Below are 16563 nucleotides of genomic sequence, written 5' to 3'. Positions count from 1 at the left end.
GGCCCCCCCGGCGCTCACCGGGGGCCCCCCCGGGGCCCCCCCGGCCGGGGGCGCCCCCGGGCCCGCCGGCGGCACGGGGGGCGAAGCCGGCGCGGCAGAAGGCCGCGCGCTGCGTGGCGGTGCCAGTGCGCGGTCCGGCTTCGGTGGTCTGAACGCCGTCGCGGCCGAAGAAGCCGCTGCCGCGCGGGGCGCCGCCGGGAGCCGTGGGACGGCGATGGGACCCGCGGGCGCCGCAGGCCGCCGCGGGGAAGAAGAGGAGGACGCCGAGCACCGCCGTCCCGACTTCCTCGTCGAACCCGACCCGGACGCCCTCTTCGGCACCGACCAGCGGACGATCCCGCCGGTCATCGGCGAGTGACGGCGGTGGCCGGACGGGTCGACGTGCCGCTGGAGGCACTCGCGGCGCTCGCCGAGCGCGAGCAGGTCGGCTCGTTGCACGTGACGCTGCGCCCCGAACCGGTGTGGCTGTCGGACCTCGAACGCGAGGAGGCCGCCAAGCGGATCGACGACGCGCTCGCCGTGGCCGGCCTCGTCGACCGGCGCGGCCGCGCCACCGTCGAGTTCCTCGACTGGCTGCCGCTGCTGTCGCGGCCGGCGGAGGAGTACTACGGCTGGGTCGCCACGGGCGGGCGCACCTATGGCGTGCTCGTCGCCGCGAGCGGGCTGCAGGCGGTGCTCGCCGTGTCCGACGGCGAGCACGTGGGCGTGCAGGAGATCGACCGGCAGCTGCTGGTCGAGACGCTCGTGGAGCAGCTCCCGGTCGTCGGGGCCGGTGGCGGCGTCCCGCGTTCGGTCCGCGTCTCCGACCTCGCGGACGCCGCGCACCGCGGCGAGGACGCGTACCCGCTCGAACCCGAGCTGGCCGACGTCGTCAGCCTGGTGCAGCGCCCGGTCCACGGCAGCGGCGAGCTGTACGTCGCCCGCCGCGACGAAGTCGGCCGCCGCCTGTGCGCGGCCGAACCCCTGCACTACGCCGATACCGACTGGGGCCGCTACCTCAGCCACACCGCCGGCTCCGGCGCCGACGCCGTGATCCACCTGGGCCCCGCCACGCCCGCCCAGCTGTGCCGTGCGCTGCGGGAGCTGGCCGCGGACCTGCTCTGACCCGCCGGAAGGCTCCGTCGAAAAGGACATGCCGTGCCTGGACTGCACCCCGAGACCACCCCGTACCGCACCGGAATGCTCGACGTCGGCGACGGCCACGCCGTGTACTGGGAGGAGTGCGGCAACCCCGCCGGAAAACCCGCCCTCGTCGTGCACGGCGGGCCTGGCAGCGGCTGCCTGCCGGCGCACCGGCGGTTCTTCGACCCCGATCGCTACCGTGTGGTGCTGTTCGACCAGCGCGGCTGCGGGCACAGCACACCGCACGCGGGCGAACCTGTCGCCGACCTCTCGGCCAACACCACCCCGCACCTGCTCGCCGACATGGAACTGCTGCGGACGACGCTCGGCATCGGCACCTGGCTCCTGTTCGGCGGGTCCTGGGGGTCGGCGCTCTCGCTGCTGTACGCCGAACGCCACCCGGAGCGCGTCAGCGAGCTCGTGCTCCTCGGCTTGGCCACCGACCGGCAGGCCGAGCTGGACCTGCTCACGCGCGGGCTCGGCGCGGTGTTCCCGGCGGCGTTCGCGAAGTTCCGCGCCGGCGTACCGGAGGCCGAGCGCGACGGTGATCTGGCCGGGGCGTACCACCGCCTGCTGATGGATCCCGACCCCGCCGTCCACGAAGCCGCCGCCCGGCGCTGGTGCGAGTGGGAAGACGCGATGCTCTCGATCGAACCGGCGGCGTCGCGGTTCACCGACCCTACCGGCTGGCGTTCGCGCGGCTCGTCACGCACTACTTCGCCAACGGCTGCTTCAGCGAGGACGGCGCCATCCTGCGCGACGCCGACCGGCTCGCGGGGATCCCGGCGGCGCTGGTCCAGGGCTCGCTCGACCTCGGCAACCTGGCCGGCACGCCGTGGCTGCTGGAACGGGCGCTGCCGGGCGCGCAGCTCCGGCTCGTCGGCGACTCCGGGCACACCACCGCCACCGGCTCGATCAGCGAGGTCCTCGTCGGCGTGCTCGACCGGTTCGCCCGGTCCTGAGCTCCCCGAAGGTCTGGAACACCGGGAAGTTCCGCGCGGTGCCCCGCCCCGTCTCGGGGCACCGCGCGACCCCGGTCTCGAGGGGCTGCGGCCTGCTACGGGATGAGAAGGGCAGGCGCACCCTCGTTCGCCTGCGCCTCCGCCGCCCGCGCGGCGCGGGTGGTCTCGGCCAGCTGCAGGCCGGTCACGCGCGGCGGCACGCGGTCGAGGTTCCACTCGGCCAGCAGCAGCGCCACCTTCGCCTGCATCTCCGTGCGCAGGCGAAGGAACGAGTCGGCCGGGTCGGCGCCCACCTCGCCGAGCAGCAGCCACCACGCCCACGCGGCGGCCCCCGCGTTCGCGACGAAGTCCGGGATCACCGCGACACCCCGTGCGGACAGCGAAGCCTCGGCCTCGGACGTCGTCGCCGCGTTCGCGGCCTCCACCACGACCTTGGCCTTCACGAGGTTCTCGTTGTCCACGCGCAGCGCGTAGGAGATCGCGGCCGGCACCAGGATGTCGGCGTCGGTCGCCACAACCGCCTCGCGCGGCAGGGTGCGGACGCCTTCGGGCAGCCGCGAGCGGTCCACCTCGCCGAAGCGGTCGCGCAGGTCGAGCAGCGCCGGCACGTCGAGACCCTCGGGGTCGTACAGCGTGCCCGCCGCGTCGGCCACGGCGACGACCTTCACGCCGGCTTCGTGCAGGTACCACGCGGCGCCGCCGCCCATGGTGCCGATGCCCTGGATCGCGACGGTCGTTTCGGCCGCGTCCCAGCCCCACGCCGAGGCGGCGCCCAGGCAGGCCTGCGCCACGCCGTAGCCGCCGATCACGTCACCCAGCAGCAGACCGCCGGGCACGGGCGCGTTGAGCCCGGCCTGCACGCGCCGCAGCGTGCGCTCGGGATCGGCCGAACGGTGGATCGCGGCGTGGTAGGACTGCTGCAGCCCGAGCTTCTCGAACACGGAGTCGATGAGGTGCTGCGGCACGCCGAGGTCCTCGGCGGTCACCCAGCTGGCGTCGAGCCACGGGCGCAGGAACTCGCAGAACCGCGTGAGCACGCCGAACGCCCGCGGGTCCTTGGGGTCGAAGTCGATGCCGCCCTTGGCACCGCCGACGGGGAGGTTGAACGTGGCCGTCTTGTTCGCCATCCCGCGGGCGAGGTCCTCGACCTCGCCCATCGTGCAGCCCGCCCGCATCCGCGTGCCGCCCGTGGCGACGCCGGACACCAGGCTGTGCACGACCAGGTAGCCGTGCGCGCCGGTGACGGGGTCGGTCCACGTCAGCCTCATCAACGGTTCGGCGTTCTGCGGAAGCATCGAGCCACTCACCTCCAAGAGTCGGGGGCGGCCCTGCTCGACCGCCGCTTTCGAGGGTGCGGTCGCGACCGCCTTCGCGTCCAGTTAACGAAGCTGCACGAAGTTGTTTAGGGTTTCTGCATGGAGCTTTCGTTGCACCGCCTGCGGATGCTCCGGGAGCTGCGGCGCCGGGGGACGGTCACCGCTGCCGCGGTGTCGCTGCACTACACGGCTTCGGCCGTGTCGCAGCAGCTGGCGCAGCTCGAACGGGACGTGGGCGCGAAGTTGTTCGAACGACTGGGCCGGCGCGTGCAGCTCACCGAGCTCGGCGTGCTGCTCACCGAGCACGCCGAGGAGATCCTGGGCTCGGTCGAGCGCGCGACGCTGGCGCTGGAGGAAGCGCAGGGCTCGATGTCGGCGCGCCTCATCGCCGGGGTGTGGGCTTCGGTCGCGTCCGGATTGCTGCCCTCGGCGCTCACCGCGCTCGCCGCCGAGTATCCCGGGATCCAGCTGAAGACGCGGGAGCTGGCCCCCGAGGACACCGCGGAGGCGGTGCGCGACGGCACGCTCGACCTGTCGTTCGTGATCGACTACTCCGACGCGCCGACGAGGTGGGACAACGGGCTGGAACGCGCGGTGGTGGCCATCGAACGGCTGCACGCGGCGGTGCCGGCGGGCGCGTTCCCCGCCGGTTCGGTGTCGCTCGACGAGCTGGCCGAGCACCCGTGGATTCTCGCGAGCCCGAAGTCGCACTTCGGCCGCGCGATGCGCATGGCGTGCCACCGCCACGGCTTCTCGCCGAAGATCAACCACGAGGTCGAGGAGCAGTCCACGGCCATGGCCATGGTGGGCGCCGGCCTGGGGGTCACGCTCGTGTCCGACCTCGGGCTGCGGCTGCTGCGGCCGCCGGGCATAGACGTGGTCACGCTGACGACGCCGCTGCTGCGCACGGTGTCGATCGCCTACCGGCGCACCGAGATCCGGCGCCCGGCGTTGCATCTCGTGATCGGGGCCGTGCAGTCCGCGGCCGCGGAGCTCGGATTGGGCACCGAACCTGCCCTGCCCTGATCATCCGGACGGAGCAGCGCGGCGGAACTTCAGGACAAACGCCCAGGTCAGGAGTCCTTACGAGATTCTTGTGGATCTCGCACGCGTTCGCGGGCACCTGATTTTGTCGGACCCTCCGTGTAGCGTCCGAAGGCGAGAGGTCCCACCCCGCGGACCTCCTTGACTCGGACGGCGAACGATGACTGCGGTGCACGATTTTCCGGAGAAGTCCGGAAGTGCGTCGAACCTGACCGCACGGGTGCTTTCGGACCGCGCGGCCGGGGAGGCGTACGTCGCCTCGGTGTGTTTCAAGCACGGCCCACCGAGACTGCTGGGCGTGGAACTCGAGTTCACGGTGCACCACACCGAGGACCCGGCCCGCCCGCTCGATCCCGATGTCCTGGCCACGGCGCTCGGCCCGCACACCCCGCGGACACTGCGCCCCGACAGTCCGGCCACCCCGCTCCCGGCAGGCTCTCCCGTGAGCCTCGAGCCCGGGTGCCAGGTGGAGATCTCCGCTCTTCCTCAGGCCTCGCTGCCAGATCTGCTCGCAGCCGTCTCGGCCGACCTCTCCCATCTCGTCAGCCTGCTGGCCCGGCACGGACTCGTGCTCGGCGAGTCGGGCATCGACGCCCACCGCCGGCCCCGGCGCGCCCTGCGCACTCCTCGCTACGCCGCGATGGAGCGCCGGTTCGAGCCGATCGGCGAAGGCGGGATCACCATGATGTGCAGCACCGCCGGGCTGCAGATCTGCGTGGACACGGGAGAAGCCGACCAGGTCGCGGCGCGCTGGGAGGCGGCCCACGTGATGGGGCCGCCACTGCTCGCCGCGTTCGCCAATTCCCGGGTGCACGCCGGTCGCGACACGGGCCTCGAGTCCGCGCGCTGGCTCGCGGTGCTCAAGACCGAACCGGTTCGGACCCATTCGGCCGAGCCCGGTCCAGACCCCGCCGCCGACTGGGGCCGGCGGATGATGGACACGCCGTTGATGGTGCTGCCCCGCGGCGAGCGGCCGTGGGACGCGCCGGACGGGCTCACGTTCGCCGACTGGATCGACGGCCGCGGTGCGGCCGGGGTGCTGCGCCGCCCGACGGCGGAGGACCTCGACTACCACCTCACCACGATGTTCACCCCGGTGCGGCCCCACGGGTACCTGGAAATCCGGTACCTCGACGCCCAGCCGCCCGGCGAGTGGCTGCCCCCGGTCGCCCTCGTCTGGGCCCTGCTCGCCAGCCCGTCCACAGTGGACGAGGTGCGCCGGTTGTGCGCGCCGGTGGCGGGCCGCTGGGTCGACGCCGCGACCCGGGGCCTTGCCGACGACGCCATCGCCGCCGTCGCGCGCAAGCTCGTGGAGCTCGGCATCGCCGAGCTGCCCGCCACGGGCCTGCCGGCCGCAACCATCACGGAGATCACCGAGAGCGTGCGCACACGCGTGAACGGATCGAGGAGTCAGGAGCGATGAGCGTTACCCCGGAGCACAACCCGCTGCTGGAGCTGAGCCCGCAGAACCTGCGGGCCCACGCGGCCGAGGCCCTCACCCGGGCACGGGCGCGCAGCGTCGTCCTCACCGACGCCGTCGACGACGAGGACCTGGTCCGCCAGCACTCGAAGCTGATGTCGCCGCTGGTCTGGGACCTCGCGCACATCGGCAGCCAGGAAGAGCTGTGGCTGGTCCGCGACGTGGGCGGGCGCGAGCCGCTGCGACCGGACATCGACGACCTCTACGACGCGTTCCAGCACGCGCGCGCCGACCGGCCGGCCCTGCCGCTGCTCGGCCCGGCCGAGGCCCGCGCCTACGTGCGCGAAGTCCGTGAGAAGGCGTTCGACGTTCTGGAGACCGCGCCGCTGGAGGGCAGCCGGCTCACCGAGAGCGCGTTCGCGTTCGGCATGATCACCCAGCACGAGCAGCAGCACGACGAGACCATGCTGGCCACTCACCAGCTGCGCAAGGGCGAGCCGGTGCTGCACGCGCCGGAGCCGCCGCCCGCGCGGGCGGGCCGGCTGCCCGCCGAGGTCTTCGTGCCGGCCGGCCGCTTCACCATGGGCACCACGGCCGAGCCGTGGGCGCTGGACAACGAGCGCCCGGCCCACGAGATCGACGTGCCGGCGTATTTCCTCGACACCGGCGCGGTCACGTGTGGGGCCTACGTCGAGTTCCTCGAGTCCGGTGGCTACGACGAGCGGCGGTTCTGGAGCGAGCCCGGCTGGGCGTATCGCCAAGAGCACGACATCACGGCGCCGCGCTTCTGGCGCCGCGAGCCGGGTGGCTGGTGGCGCACGCGGTTCGGTGTCCACGAGCCGGTGCCCGTGAACGAGCCCGTGGTGCACGTGTCGTACTACGAGGCCGAGGCGTACGCCGCGTGGGCGGGCAAGCGGCTGCCCACCGAGGCGGAGTGGGAGAAGGCCGCGCGCCACGACCCGGCGACGGGCCGTTCGCGGCGCTTCCCCTGGGGCGACGAGGAACCGACGGCCGAGCACGCCAACCTCGGGCAGCGCCACCTGCGCGCGGCCGAGGCCGGGGCGTACCCGGCCGGGGCGTCGCCGCTGGGCGTGTACCAGCTGATCGGCGACGTGTGGGAGTGGACGAGCACCGACCTCCACGGCTACCCGGGGTTCGCGGCGTTCCCGTACCGGGAGTACTCGGAGGTGTTCTTCGGCCCGGAGTACAAGGTGCTGCGCGGGGGTTCGTTCGGCACGGACTCGGCGGCGATCCGCGGCACGTTCCGCAATTGGGACTACCCGATCCGGCGGCAGATCTTCTCCGGCTTCCGCTGCGCCCGTGACGCCCGGCCCGGCGAGGTGAGCTGAACGGCATGTGCCGGCACCTCGCGTACCTCGGCGCGCCGATCTCGCCCGCAGAACTCGTGTTCGCTGCGCCCCACGCGCTGCTCGTGCAGTCGTACGCGCCGCTCGACATGCGCGGCGGCGGCTCGGTCAACGCCGATGGTTTCGGCCTCGGCTGGTACCCCGAGTCCGGAGGCGCGCCGCAGCGCTACCGGCGCGAGTCTCCACTGTGGACGGACCAGACGCTGCCCGCGCTGGCCGCCTCGGTCTCGACCACCGCGTTCGTCGCCGCGGTCCGCAACGGCACCACCGGAATGCCGGTGACCGAGGCGGCCGCGGCGCCGTTCACCGACGGGCGGTGGCTGTTCAGCCACAACGGCGTGGTCCGCGGCTGGCCCGGTTCGATGGCCGGGCTGGCGAAGTCCCTCGACGTCACCGAGCTGCTCACGCTCGAGGCGCCGACCGACGCGGCGCTGCTGTGGGCGCTGCTGCGCGCCCGGCTTCGGGACGGAGCCGACCCGCTGGCCGCGGTCACCGACCTGATCGCCGAGGTCGAGGCCGCGGCCCCGGGTTCGCGGCTGAACTTCCTGCTGACCGACGGCGCCACGCTGATCGGCACCACGTGGACGCACTCGCTGTCGGTGCGGTCCGTGACCGGCGGTGTGGTGCTGGCGTCCGAGCCGTGTGACCCGGACCCGGCCTGGACCCCCGTTCCCGATCGCCACGCCGTGCGCGTCACCGCAGCCGGCGTCGAACTTCTTTCTCTGACCCTGGATCGGAGCACCACCTCATGACGGAAGTGGATCTCGAAAGCCATCGCCGCGACGTCGCGGGCGAGCTTCGCGCGGACGTGCGAGCGGGCCTGACGGCGGAGCAGAAGTGGTTGCCGCCCAAGTGGTTCTACGACGCCGAGGGCAGCGAGCTGTTCGAGAAGATCACCGAGCTGCCCGAGTACTACCCGACCCGCAGCGAGCGCGAGGTGCTCGCCGGGCGGGCCGGTGACGTCGCTCGGCTCACCGACGCGCACACGCTCGTCGAGCTGGGTTCCGGGTCCAGCGAGAAGACGAGGCTGCTGCTCGACGCGTTGACCGAGCACGGCACGCTCGAGTCGTTCGTGCCCCTGGACGTCTCGGAGTCGGCGCTGGCCGAAGCCGCCGAAGCGATCGCCGCGGACTACCCGAAATTGGAGGTGCGCGGCGTCGTCGGCGACTTCACCCAGCACCTGAACCTGCTGCCGGGCACCTCGCCACGCGTGGTGGCGTTCCTCGGCGGGACGATCGGCAACTTCCTGCCCGACGAGCGCGCCGTGTTCCTGCGCTCGGTGCGCGACGTGCTCGACGAGGGCGAGTGGCTCCTGCTGGGCACCGACCTCGTGAAGGACCGCGAAACGCTGGAGCGCGCCTACGACGACGCGGCCGGAGTCACCGCCGCCTTCAACGGCAACGTGCTCCGGGTCATCAACTCCCGGCTGGGGGCGAACTTCGACCTCGACACCTTCGAGCACGTTTCGCACTGGAACGCCGAGGACGAGTGGATCGAGATGTGGCTGCGCGCGCGTCGCGAGGTCACCGTCGACATCCCGGGTGCAGACCTGCAGGTGCACTTCGCCGCGGGCGAGCACATCCGCACAGAGATCTCGGCGAAGTTCCGCCGCACGGGCGTCGAGGCGGAGCTGGCCGCTGCCGGGTTCGCCGTCGAGCGCTGGTGGACGGACTCCCAGGACCGGTTCGGGGTGAGTTTGGCAAGATCTGTGCGTGCGTAACCCCCTCGAGCCCTTCGCTCGCAAGCTCGGTACCCGGCCCTTCGTGATGACGCTGTCGCGCGGCATCATCTGGACCGACCAGAAGCTGCACCGCTTCTTCGGGGGGCGGGTGAGCCTGGTCGGCATCGCGGGCCTGCCGTCGCTGCGGCTGACCACGACCGGGCGCAAGAGCGGGCTGCCGCGCAGCACGAACCTGCTGTACTTCCCGCACGGCGACGACTTCGTGCTCACGGGCTCGAACTGGGGCCGGCCGAACAACCCGGCTTGGACCTACAACCTGCGCGCGGATCCCAAAGCGACGGTCGGGATCCGCGCGCGGGTCGTGGAGGTCAAGGCCCGGGAGCTGGAAGGTGCGGAGTACGACCGCATGTGGTCCGAGCTGCTCGCGTTCTGGCCGGGCTACGAGATGGAACGCGTCGCGGCCGGGCGGCCGTTGCCGGTGTTCGTGTTGTCGCGAAGGTGACGGCGTAGGACAGACCGCGCCCCAAAAACGGGCATAACGGGGCAGAGCTCTTGTCAGGTGTGTGCGGATACGTGAAAGTGTTCGCCAGAAGTTCACCTGAGGGGAGTTGCCGGTGCGGCGGTGGCGCTGGGCGGCGGTGGCCGGTCTGGTCGTGGTCGCCGCCGGCGTCGTGGTGGTCGTCGTCGACCCGGCCGGACCGGATGCCGAGGCCGGGCCGATCGTGGTGTCGCGGTCGGGGTGCGGTGCGGGCTGGGTGGCGCCGCCCCCGGGCCCGCAGACGCTACAGGTGCGCAACACCGGCGCGGTGACCATGGAGGTCGAAGTCGTCGATCCCGGCACCGGCACCGTGTTCGGCGAGCTGGAGGGCGTGGGGTCCGGCACCACGCGAGCTCTGCCGGTGAACTTGGCCGACGGCGCGTACGCGCTGCGGTGCGCGCCGGAGGACGGCACTCCGTTCGTCGGGCCGGCGGTCCGCGTGAGCGGCGGCGCGCAGCGGCCCGGGCCCGCGGTCGTGCCCGTGACCAACGCCGACCTGCTGGAACCGCTGGAGAAGTACCACCGGTATGTGGCCGAAGGGCTCACTACACTGGCCGGGCAGACGGCCGCGCTCGACAACGCCGTCCACAGTGGAGACCGCGAGGCGAGCGAACGGGCCTGGCTCCGCGCACACCTGACCTACGAACGGCTCGGCGCGGCCTACGACGCTTTCGGCGACGCCGACGCGGCCGTCAACGGCATCACGGCGGGCCTGGCCGGCGGCGCGGCGGATCCGGGGTTCACCGGGTTCCACCGTCTCGAGAACGGCTTGTGGCACAACGAGGATCCGGCCGCGCTGGAGCCGGTGGCCAGACAGCTCGACACGGATGTGCGGCAGCTGCGCGCGGCGTTCGGCGACGCGCAGGTCGACCAGAACGACCTCGGCCTGCGCGCCCACGAGATCATGGAAAACACGCTGCAGTTCGAGCTCACCGGCCGCACCGACTACGGCAGCGGGAGCACACTCGCCACGGCCCAGGCCAACATCACCGGCACGCGCGCCGTGCTCGACGTGCTGCGGCCGTTGCTCGTCACCCGCTTCCCGGGGCTGGCGGACCTCGACGCGTGGCTCGATCGCACCGAACGCGATCTGCACTCGGCACCAGGCACGTCTCTGGCGAACCTGACGCAGGCCCGGCGCGAGAAGATCAACGCCGACGTCGCCGAGCTCACCGAGCGCCTCGCGCCGATCGCGGCGATCGCGGAACCGAGGAGGATCTCGTGACGTTCGGGCGGCGTGCGTTCTTGCGCGGGGCCGCGGCCGCCGGAGCCGGAGCGGGGCTCGTGGGCCTTGCCGGGAGTGCGTCGGCGACCGGGCCGGTGCCGTTCCACGGACCGCTCCAGGCTGCCGTACTCGCCGAGCCTGCGCGGCATTCGATCGTCGCGGCGTTCGACGTGGTGGCGGAGAACCGCCACGAGCTGACCGACCTGCTGCGCGAGCTGACCGGTCGCGCCGCGTTCCTCACCGCGGGCGGCGCACCGGCCGCGCTGGGGATCACCGGCCCGCCCGCCGACTCCGGCGTGCTCGGGCCCGAGGTGCCGGCGGGGGAGCTGGCGGTGCTGGTGGGCGTGGGCTCGTCGCTGTTCGACGACCGCTACGGCCTCGCCGCCCGCAAGCCGGCCAAGCTCAAGCCGATGCCGGTGTTCCCCGACGACGCCCTCGACCCGCGGTGGTGCCACGGCGACCTGAGCCTGGTCCTCACCGCGGCCGAGCCCGACACCGTGCTGCACGCTCTGCGCGACCTCACCCGGGCCACGCGCGGCGGCATGCAAGTGCGCTGGAAGATCGATGGCTTCACCTCACCGCCGCGCCCGGCCGGCACACCCCGCAACCTCCTGGGGTTCAAGGACGGCACCGCCAACCCCCAGCCGTCCGAACTGGACCGTCTGGTGTGGACGGACGACGGCGGCAGCTACCAGGTCGTGCGGCTCATCCGGATGCTCGTGGAGTTCTGGGACCGGGTATCGCTGTCGGAGCAGGAGAACATGATCGGCCGGCGCCGCGACACCGGCGCGCCGCTCGACGGCGCCGGCGAACTCGACGTGCCGCGCTACGCGGAAGACCCCGTCGGCACCGTGATCCCGCTGACCAGCCACATCCGCCTCGCCAACCCGCGCACCCCGCGGACCGACGGCGAGCGGATCCTGCGGCGCGCGGTGAACTACGACCGCGGGGTGGACACCAACGGCAACCTCGACATGGGCCTGGTGTTCACCTGCTACCAGCGTGACCTCGAAAGCCAGTTCGAGGCGGTGCAGAAGCGGCTCGAAGGCGAGCCGCTCACGGACTACGTCTCGCCGTTCGGGGGCGGGTACTTCTACCTGCTCCCCGGCGTGACGGATCCGGCCGACCACTACGGCCGGACGTTGCTGGGATGAGCGGGAAGGGGCAGGTCGTGGGCAGGAGCAGGAGAAGGACCGCGCTGGCGGCCGGGGCGCTGGGCACGGCCGTGCTGATGGCGGCGGCGTGTGCGAGCAGCGCCGCGTCGCCGGCGGTGCCGGACAAGGCTGTGGACGCGGCGAGTTTCCCGACGACGTCACCGATCAAGCACGTCGTGGTGATCTTCGGCGAGAACATCTCGTTCGACCACTACTTCGGCACCTACCCGGACGCCACCAACGAGAACGGCACCCCGTTCCACGCGGTACCGCACACGCCGAAGGTCAACGGGTTGGACCACAGGCTGCTCACGGACAACCCCAACTCCTACAACCCGAAACGTCTCGGCCCCGACCAGGCGCTGACGTGCGACCAGGCCCACGACTACAACAAGGAACAGGCCGCCTTCAACGGCGGGAAGATGGACAAGTTCGTCGAGAACACCGAGAAGGACAAGTGCACGGGCCAGCCCGTGCTGTTCGGTGAGCCCGGCCTGGTGATGGACTACTTCGACGGCAACACCGTCACCGCGATGTGGAACTACGCCCAGCACTACGCGCTCAATGACAACTCGTTCGACGCCGTTTTCGGCCCGTCCAGCCCCGGCGCGATCAACCTGATCTCCGGCCAGACCCACGGCCTGCAGCCCGTGGACTCGGTCACGGGCGAGCCGAAGGTCGACCCGAACACCGCCGCCTCACCCGACGAGCACGGCGTCGGCACGATGATCACCGACCCCGACCCGGCTTTCGACGACTGCTCCGACAAGAACCACACCGCGACCGACAACCTCGGTGCCTTCCAGGGCCGCAACGTCGGTGACCTGCTCAACGCCAAGCACGTCACGTGGGGCTGGTTCGAGGGCGGCTTCAAGCCCACCGGCGCGGCCGGCGGATACGCGGTCTGCGGCACCCAGCACCCGAACGTCGGCGGGCAGGCCGCCGTGGACTACAGCCCGCACCACGAGCCGTTCCAGTACTACGAGTCGACCGCCAACGCGAAGCACCTGCCGCCGAGCTCGCTCCACGCCGTGGGCCAGACCGACCAGGCCAACCACCAGTACGACGTGAGCGACTTCGACGACGCGCTGCGCGCCGGCACCATGCCCGCGGTCAGCTTCCTCAAGGCACCGTCCTACCAGGACGGTCACGCCGGCTACTCCGACCCGATCGACGAGCAGGCGTTCGTGGTCTCGGAGATCAACCGCTTCCAGTCCTCGCCGCACTGGCGCGACACCGCGATCGTGCTCGCCTACGACGACTCCGACGGCTGGTACGACCACGTGCCCTCGAAGATCGTGAACGGCTCGCACGACTCCGCCCAGGACTCGCCGGTGTGCACCTCGCACCCGGTACGCCTCGGCGGCTACGCCGACCGCTGCGGCTACGGCCCACGCCTGCCGCTGCTGGTGATCTCGCCCTACAGCCGGGCGAACCACGTCGACCACACCATGACCGACCAGACGTCGGTGCTGCGGTTCATCGAGGACAACTGGCGCCTCGGCCGCATCGGCGACGGCTCGTTCGACGCCCTGGCCGCGCCCCTGACCGGGATGTTCGACTTCTCGCACCCGAACGCGAAGCCGCTGAAGCTCGATCCGAAAACGGGTGCCGTGGTCCGCTGAGGCGCAGCGGTCGGCTGGTGAAACGGCGAAGGCCGCTCCGGAAGATTCCGGAACGGCCTTCGCGCGTCGTTCCCTGTGGATCAGGCGTTGGTCATCTTGCGCAGCACGTACTGCAGGATGCCGCCGTTGCGGTAGTAGTCGGCCTCGCCCGGGGTGTCGATGCGGACGTCGGCGTCGAACTCGACCGTGGTGCCGTCGGCCTTGGTGGCGGTGACGTGCACCGTGCGCGGGGTCTCGCCGTCGTTGAGCTTGGTGATGCCGGAGATGTCGAACGTCTCCGTGCCGTCCAGCTTCAGCGACGCGGCCGACTCACCGGCCGGGAACTGCAGCGGGATCACGCCCATGCCGATGAGGTTCGAGCGGTGGATGCGCTCGAACGACTCGGTGATCACCGCGCGCACGCCCAGCAGCGAGGTGCCCTTGGCCGCCCAGTCACGCGACGAGCCCGAGCCGTACTCCTTGCCGCCCAGCACGACCAGTGGGGTGCCCTGCGCCGCGTAGTTCTGGGCCGCGTCGTAGATGAACGCCTGCGGGGCGCCGTCCTGGGTGAAGTCGCGGGTGTAGCCGCCCTGCACGTCGTCCAGCAGCTGGTTGCGCAGCCGGATGTTCGCGAAGGTGCCGCGGATCATGACCTCGTGGTTGCCGCGGCGCGAGCCGTAGGAGTTGAAGTCCTTACGCTCGATGCCGTGCTCGCTCAGGTACTTGCCGGCCGGGGTGTCGGCCTTGATCGCACCGGCGGGGGAGATGTGGTCGGTGGTGACCGAGTCGCCCAGCTTCGCCAGCACGCGCGCGCCGGAGATGTCGGTGACCGGCGCCGGCTCGGCCTGCATGCCCTCGAAGTACGGGGGCTTGCGGACATAGGTGGACTCGGCATCCCACTCGAAGGTCTTGCCCTCGGGGGTCGGCAGCGCCTTCCAGCGCTCGCCGCCGTCGAAGACGTCGGCGTAGTCCTTGGCGAACATCTCCTGCGTGATCGAGGAGTCGATGGTCTCCTGGATCTCCTGCGGCGTCGGCCAGATGTCCTTCAAGAAGACGTCGTTGCCGTCGGTGTCCTGGCCCAGCGGCTGGTTCTCGAAGTCGAAGTCCATCGTGCCGGCCAGCGCGTAGGCGATGACCAGCGGCGGCGACGCGAGGTAGTTCATCTTCACGTCGGGGTTGATGCGGCCTTCGAAGTTCCGGTTGCCCGAGAGCACCGAGACGGCGGTGAGGTCGTTCTCCTGGATCGCGGCCGAGATCTCGTCCGACAGCGGGCCGGAGTTGCCGATGCAGGTGGTGCAGCCGTAGCCGACCAGGTGGTAGCCCAGCTTCTCCAGGTACGGCCACAGGCCGGCCTTGTTGTAGTAGTCGGTGACGACCTGAGAGCCCGGTGCCATCGACGTCTTGACCCACGGCTTGACCGCGAGGCCCTTGTCCACCGCGTTGCGGGCGAGCAGCGCCGCGCCCAGCATCACCGACGGGTTCGAGGTGTTGGTGCATGAGGTGATCGAGGCGATCACCACGGCGCCGTGGTCGAGCACGAACTCGCCGCGCTCGGCCGACTTCACCGTGATCGGCTTGGTCGGGCGGCCCGAGGCGCCGTTGGCGGCCGACTGCACCGGCACGGCGTCTTCGTCGGCGAACGAGAGCGAAGCCGGGTCGCTCGCCGGGAAGGTCTCCTCGATGGTCTCGTCGACCTTGGTGTGCGGCGCCGGGTACTGCTCTTCCACGTAGTCGTGCACCGACTTGCGGAAGGAGTTCTTGGCGTCGGACAGCTCGATGCGGTCCTGCGGGCGCTTCGGGCCGGCGATCGACGGGACGACCGTGGAGAGGTCCAGCTCGATGTACTCGGAGTAGACCGGCTCGTGGGACGCGTCGTGCCAGAGGCCCTGCTCCTTGGCGTAGGCCTCGACGAGCGCGACCTGCTCGGCCGAGCGGCCGGTGAGCTTGAGGTAGCGCATGGTCTCGTCGTCGATCGGGAAGATCGCGGCGGTCGACCCGAACTCGGGGCTCATGTTGCCGATGGTGGCGCGGTTGGCCAGCGGCACCGAGGCGACACCCTCGCCGTAGAACTCGACGAACTTGCTGACCACGCCGTGCTTGCGCAGCATCTCGGTGATGGTGAGCACCACGTCGGTGGCGGTCACGCCGGTCGGGATCTCGCCGGTCAGCTTGAAGCCGACCACACGCGGGATGAGCATCGACACGGGCTGGCCCAGCATGGCGGCCTCGGCCTCGATGCCGCCGACGCCCCAGCCCAGCACGCCCAGGCCGTTGACCATCGTGGTGTGCGAGTCGGTGCCGACGCAGGAGTCGGGGTAGGCCTGGCCGCCCCGGGCCATCACCGTGCGCGCGAGGTGCTCGATGTTGACCTGGTGCACGATGCCGGTGCCCGGCGGCACGACCTTGAACTCGTCGAAGGCGCCCTGGCCCCAGCGCAGGAACTGGTAGCGCTCGCGGTTGCGCTCGTACTCGATCTCGACGTTGCGCTCGAACGCGTCGGCGCGGCCGAACACGTCGATGATCACGGAGTGGTCGATGACCAGCTCGGCCGGCGCCAGCGGGTTCACCTTGTCGGGGTCGCCGCCGAGGTCGGTGACGGCCTCGCGCATGGTGGCGAGGTCCACGACGCAAGGAACGCCGGTGAAGTCCTGCATGATCACGCGGGCGGGCGTGAACTGGATCTCGATGGACGGGTCGGCGCTGGGATCCCAGCTGCCGAGCGCGCGGATGTGGTCGGCGGTGATGTTCGCGCCGTCCTCGGTGCGCAGCAGGTTCTCGAGCAGGATCTTCAGGCTGTAGGGCAGGCGCTCGGCGCCCTCGACCTTGTTCAGGCGGAAGACCTCGTACGAGTTGTCTCCGACCTTCAGCGTGTCTTTGGCGCCGAAGCTGTCCTTGCTGGCAGGTGCAGTCACGTCTAACTCCAGTGGCGGGGACCCGCGCCGTCGCGGGTGCGGGCCCCGGGTCAGTTCGGTGTGTGTTTCGCGGTCCTCGGGAAGACCGCGTCCGAGTCTTGCGCACCCCCACCGTAGGACCGGAATCGGGATGGCACACCTCGTCCGTCGCCCCAAACAGTACGCCTGTCCTGTATTAACTTCAAGGCGGCACGCGGAGTGAGCTGGGCCATTCGGAC

At 71.4% G+C, this 16563-nt stretch carries 12 protein-coding genes and 2 pseudogenes; 12 read left to right on the top strand and 2 right to left on the bottom strand.

From position 1 onward, the window contains the following. The 3 genes and pseudogenes from AB0M56_RS48375 to pip form a co-directional block, all read left to right on the top strand. A pseudogene (locus AB0M56_RS48375) lies at positions 1-358 on the top strand (hypothetical protein); the annotation flags it as partial. Next, positions 355-1104: an ESX secretion-associated protein EspG gene (locus tag AB0M56_RS48370; RefSeq protein ID WP_364189788.1), complete on the top strand. Its 750-nt coding sequence runs from the start codon at positions 355-357 to the stop codon at positions 1102-1104. The pseudogene AB0M56_RS48375 and the gene AB0M56_RS48370, both read left to right, overlap by 4 nt. Positions 1105-1179: 75 nt before the next feature. Next, positions 1180-2084 (top strand): annotated as a pseudogene (gene pip / locus AB0M56_RS48365) (prolyl aminopeptidase). 95 nt (positions 2085-2179) lie between these two features. Here the strand turns inward: pip and AB0M56_RS48360 are convergent. Further along, on the bottom strand, positions 2180-3379 hold the full coding sequence (locus tag AB0M56_RS48360; RefSeq protein WP_364189786.1) for a Glu/Leu/Phe/Val dehydrogenase dimerization domain-containing protein: 1200 nt from the start codon (positions 3377-3379) through the stop codon (positions 2180-2182). Positions 3380-3499: 120 nt separating this feature from the next. Between AB0M56_RS48360 and AB0M56_RS48355 the strand changes: the two genes are divergently transcribed. From AB0M56_RS48355 to AB0M56_RS48315, 9 genes are all read left to right on the top strand, one after another. Then, a complete protein-coding gene (locus tag AB0M56_RS48355) occupies positions 3500-4426 on the top strand; it encodes a LysR family transcriptional regulator (protein ID WP_364189783.1) in 927 nt (308 codons plus the stop codon). 178 nt (positions 4427-4604) lie between these two features. Further along, the gene (locus AB0M56_RS48350; RefSeq protein ID WP_364189781.1) at positions 4605-5867 is read left to right on the top strand and encodes a glutamate-cysteine ligase family protein; all 1263 of its coding nucleotides are present in this window, start codon (positions 4605-4607) and stop codon (positions 5865-5867) included. Further along, positions 5864-7213 carry an ergothioneine biosynthesis protein EgtB gene (gene egtB / locus AB0M56_RS48345; RefSeq protein WP_364189778.1) on the top strand — a complete coding sequence of 450 codons (1350 nt, stop codon included), beginning with the start codon at positions 5864-5866 and terminating at the stop codon, positions 7211-7213. The genes AB0M56_RS48350 and egtB overlap by 4 nt, the downstream gene beginning before the upstream one ends. Positions 7214-7218: 5 nt before the next feature. After that, on the top strand, positions 7219-7983 hold the full coding sequence (gene egtC, locus AB0M56_RS48340; protein WP_364189775.1) for an ergothioneine biosynthesis protein EgtC: 765 nt from the start codon (positions 7219-7221) through the stop codon (positions 7981-7983). Next, positions 7980-8951 carry an L-histidine N(alpha)-methyltransferase gene (gene egtD / locus AB0M56_RS48335; protein WP_364189772.1) on the top strand — a complete coding sequence of 324 codons (972 nt, stop codon included), beginning with the start codon at positions 7980-7982 and terminating at the stop codon, positions 8949-8951. The genes egtC and egtD overlap by 4 nt, the downstream gene beginning before the upstream one ends. Next, positions 8944-9414 carry a nitroreductase family deazaflavin-dependent oxidoreductase gene (locus AB0M56_RS48330; protein WP_364048815.1) on the top strand — a complete coding sequence of 157 codons (471 nt, stop codon included), beginning with the start codon at positions 8944-8946 and terminating at the stop codon, positions 9412-9414. The genes egtD and AB0M56_RS48330 overlap by 8 nt, the downstream gene beginning before the upstream one ends. 112 nt (positions 9415-9526) lie before the next feature. After that, positions 9527-10675 (top strand): EfeM/EfeO family lipoprotein, encoded by a 1149-nt coding sequence (locus AB0M56_RS48325; RefSeq protein WP_364189770.1) that lies wholly within the window; start codon positions 9527-9529, stop codon positions 10673-10675. Next, entirely contained in the window at positions 10672-11829 is a 1158-nt protein-coding gene (locus AB0M56_RS48320; RefSeq protein WP_364189767.1) for a Dyp-type peroxidase, read from the top strand. The genes AB0M56_RS48325 and AB0M56_RS48320 overlap by 4 nt, the downstream gene beginning before the upstream one ends. Beyond that, positions 11826-13454, top strand: a complete 1629-nt coding sequence (locus AB0M56_RS48315) for an alkaline phosphatase family protein (RefSeq protein ID WP_364189765.1) — start codon at positions 11826-11828, stop codon at positions 13452-13454. Before AB0M56_RS48320 ends, AB0M56_RS48315 begins: the two co-directional genes overlap by 4 nt. 80 nt (positions 13455-13534) lie before the next feature. Here AB0M56_RS48315 and acnA read toward each other — a convergent pair whose 3' ends face one another. Next, positions 13535-16345 (bottom strand): aconitate hydratase AcnA, encoded by a 2811-nt coding sequence (gene acnA, locus AB0M56_RS48310; protein ID WP_364189762.1) that lies wholly within the window; start codon positions 16343-16345, stop codon positions 13535-13537. Positions 16346-16563 lie beyond the last annotated feature (218 nt).

Origin of the sequence: Amycolatopsis sp. NPDC051372, assembly GCF_040682095.1 — a bacterium.
GTDB lineage: Bacteria > Actinomycetota > Actinomycetes > Mycobacteriales > Pseudonocardiaceae > Amycolatopsis.
The sequence above is the reverse complement of the archived record's forward strand: the minus strand, read 5'-3'. Positions and strand labels throughout refer to the sequence as shown.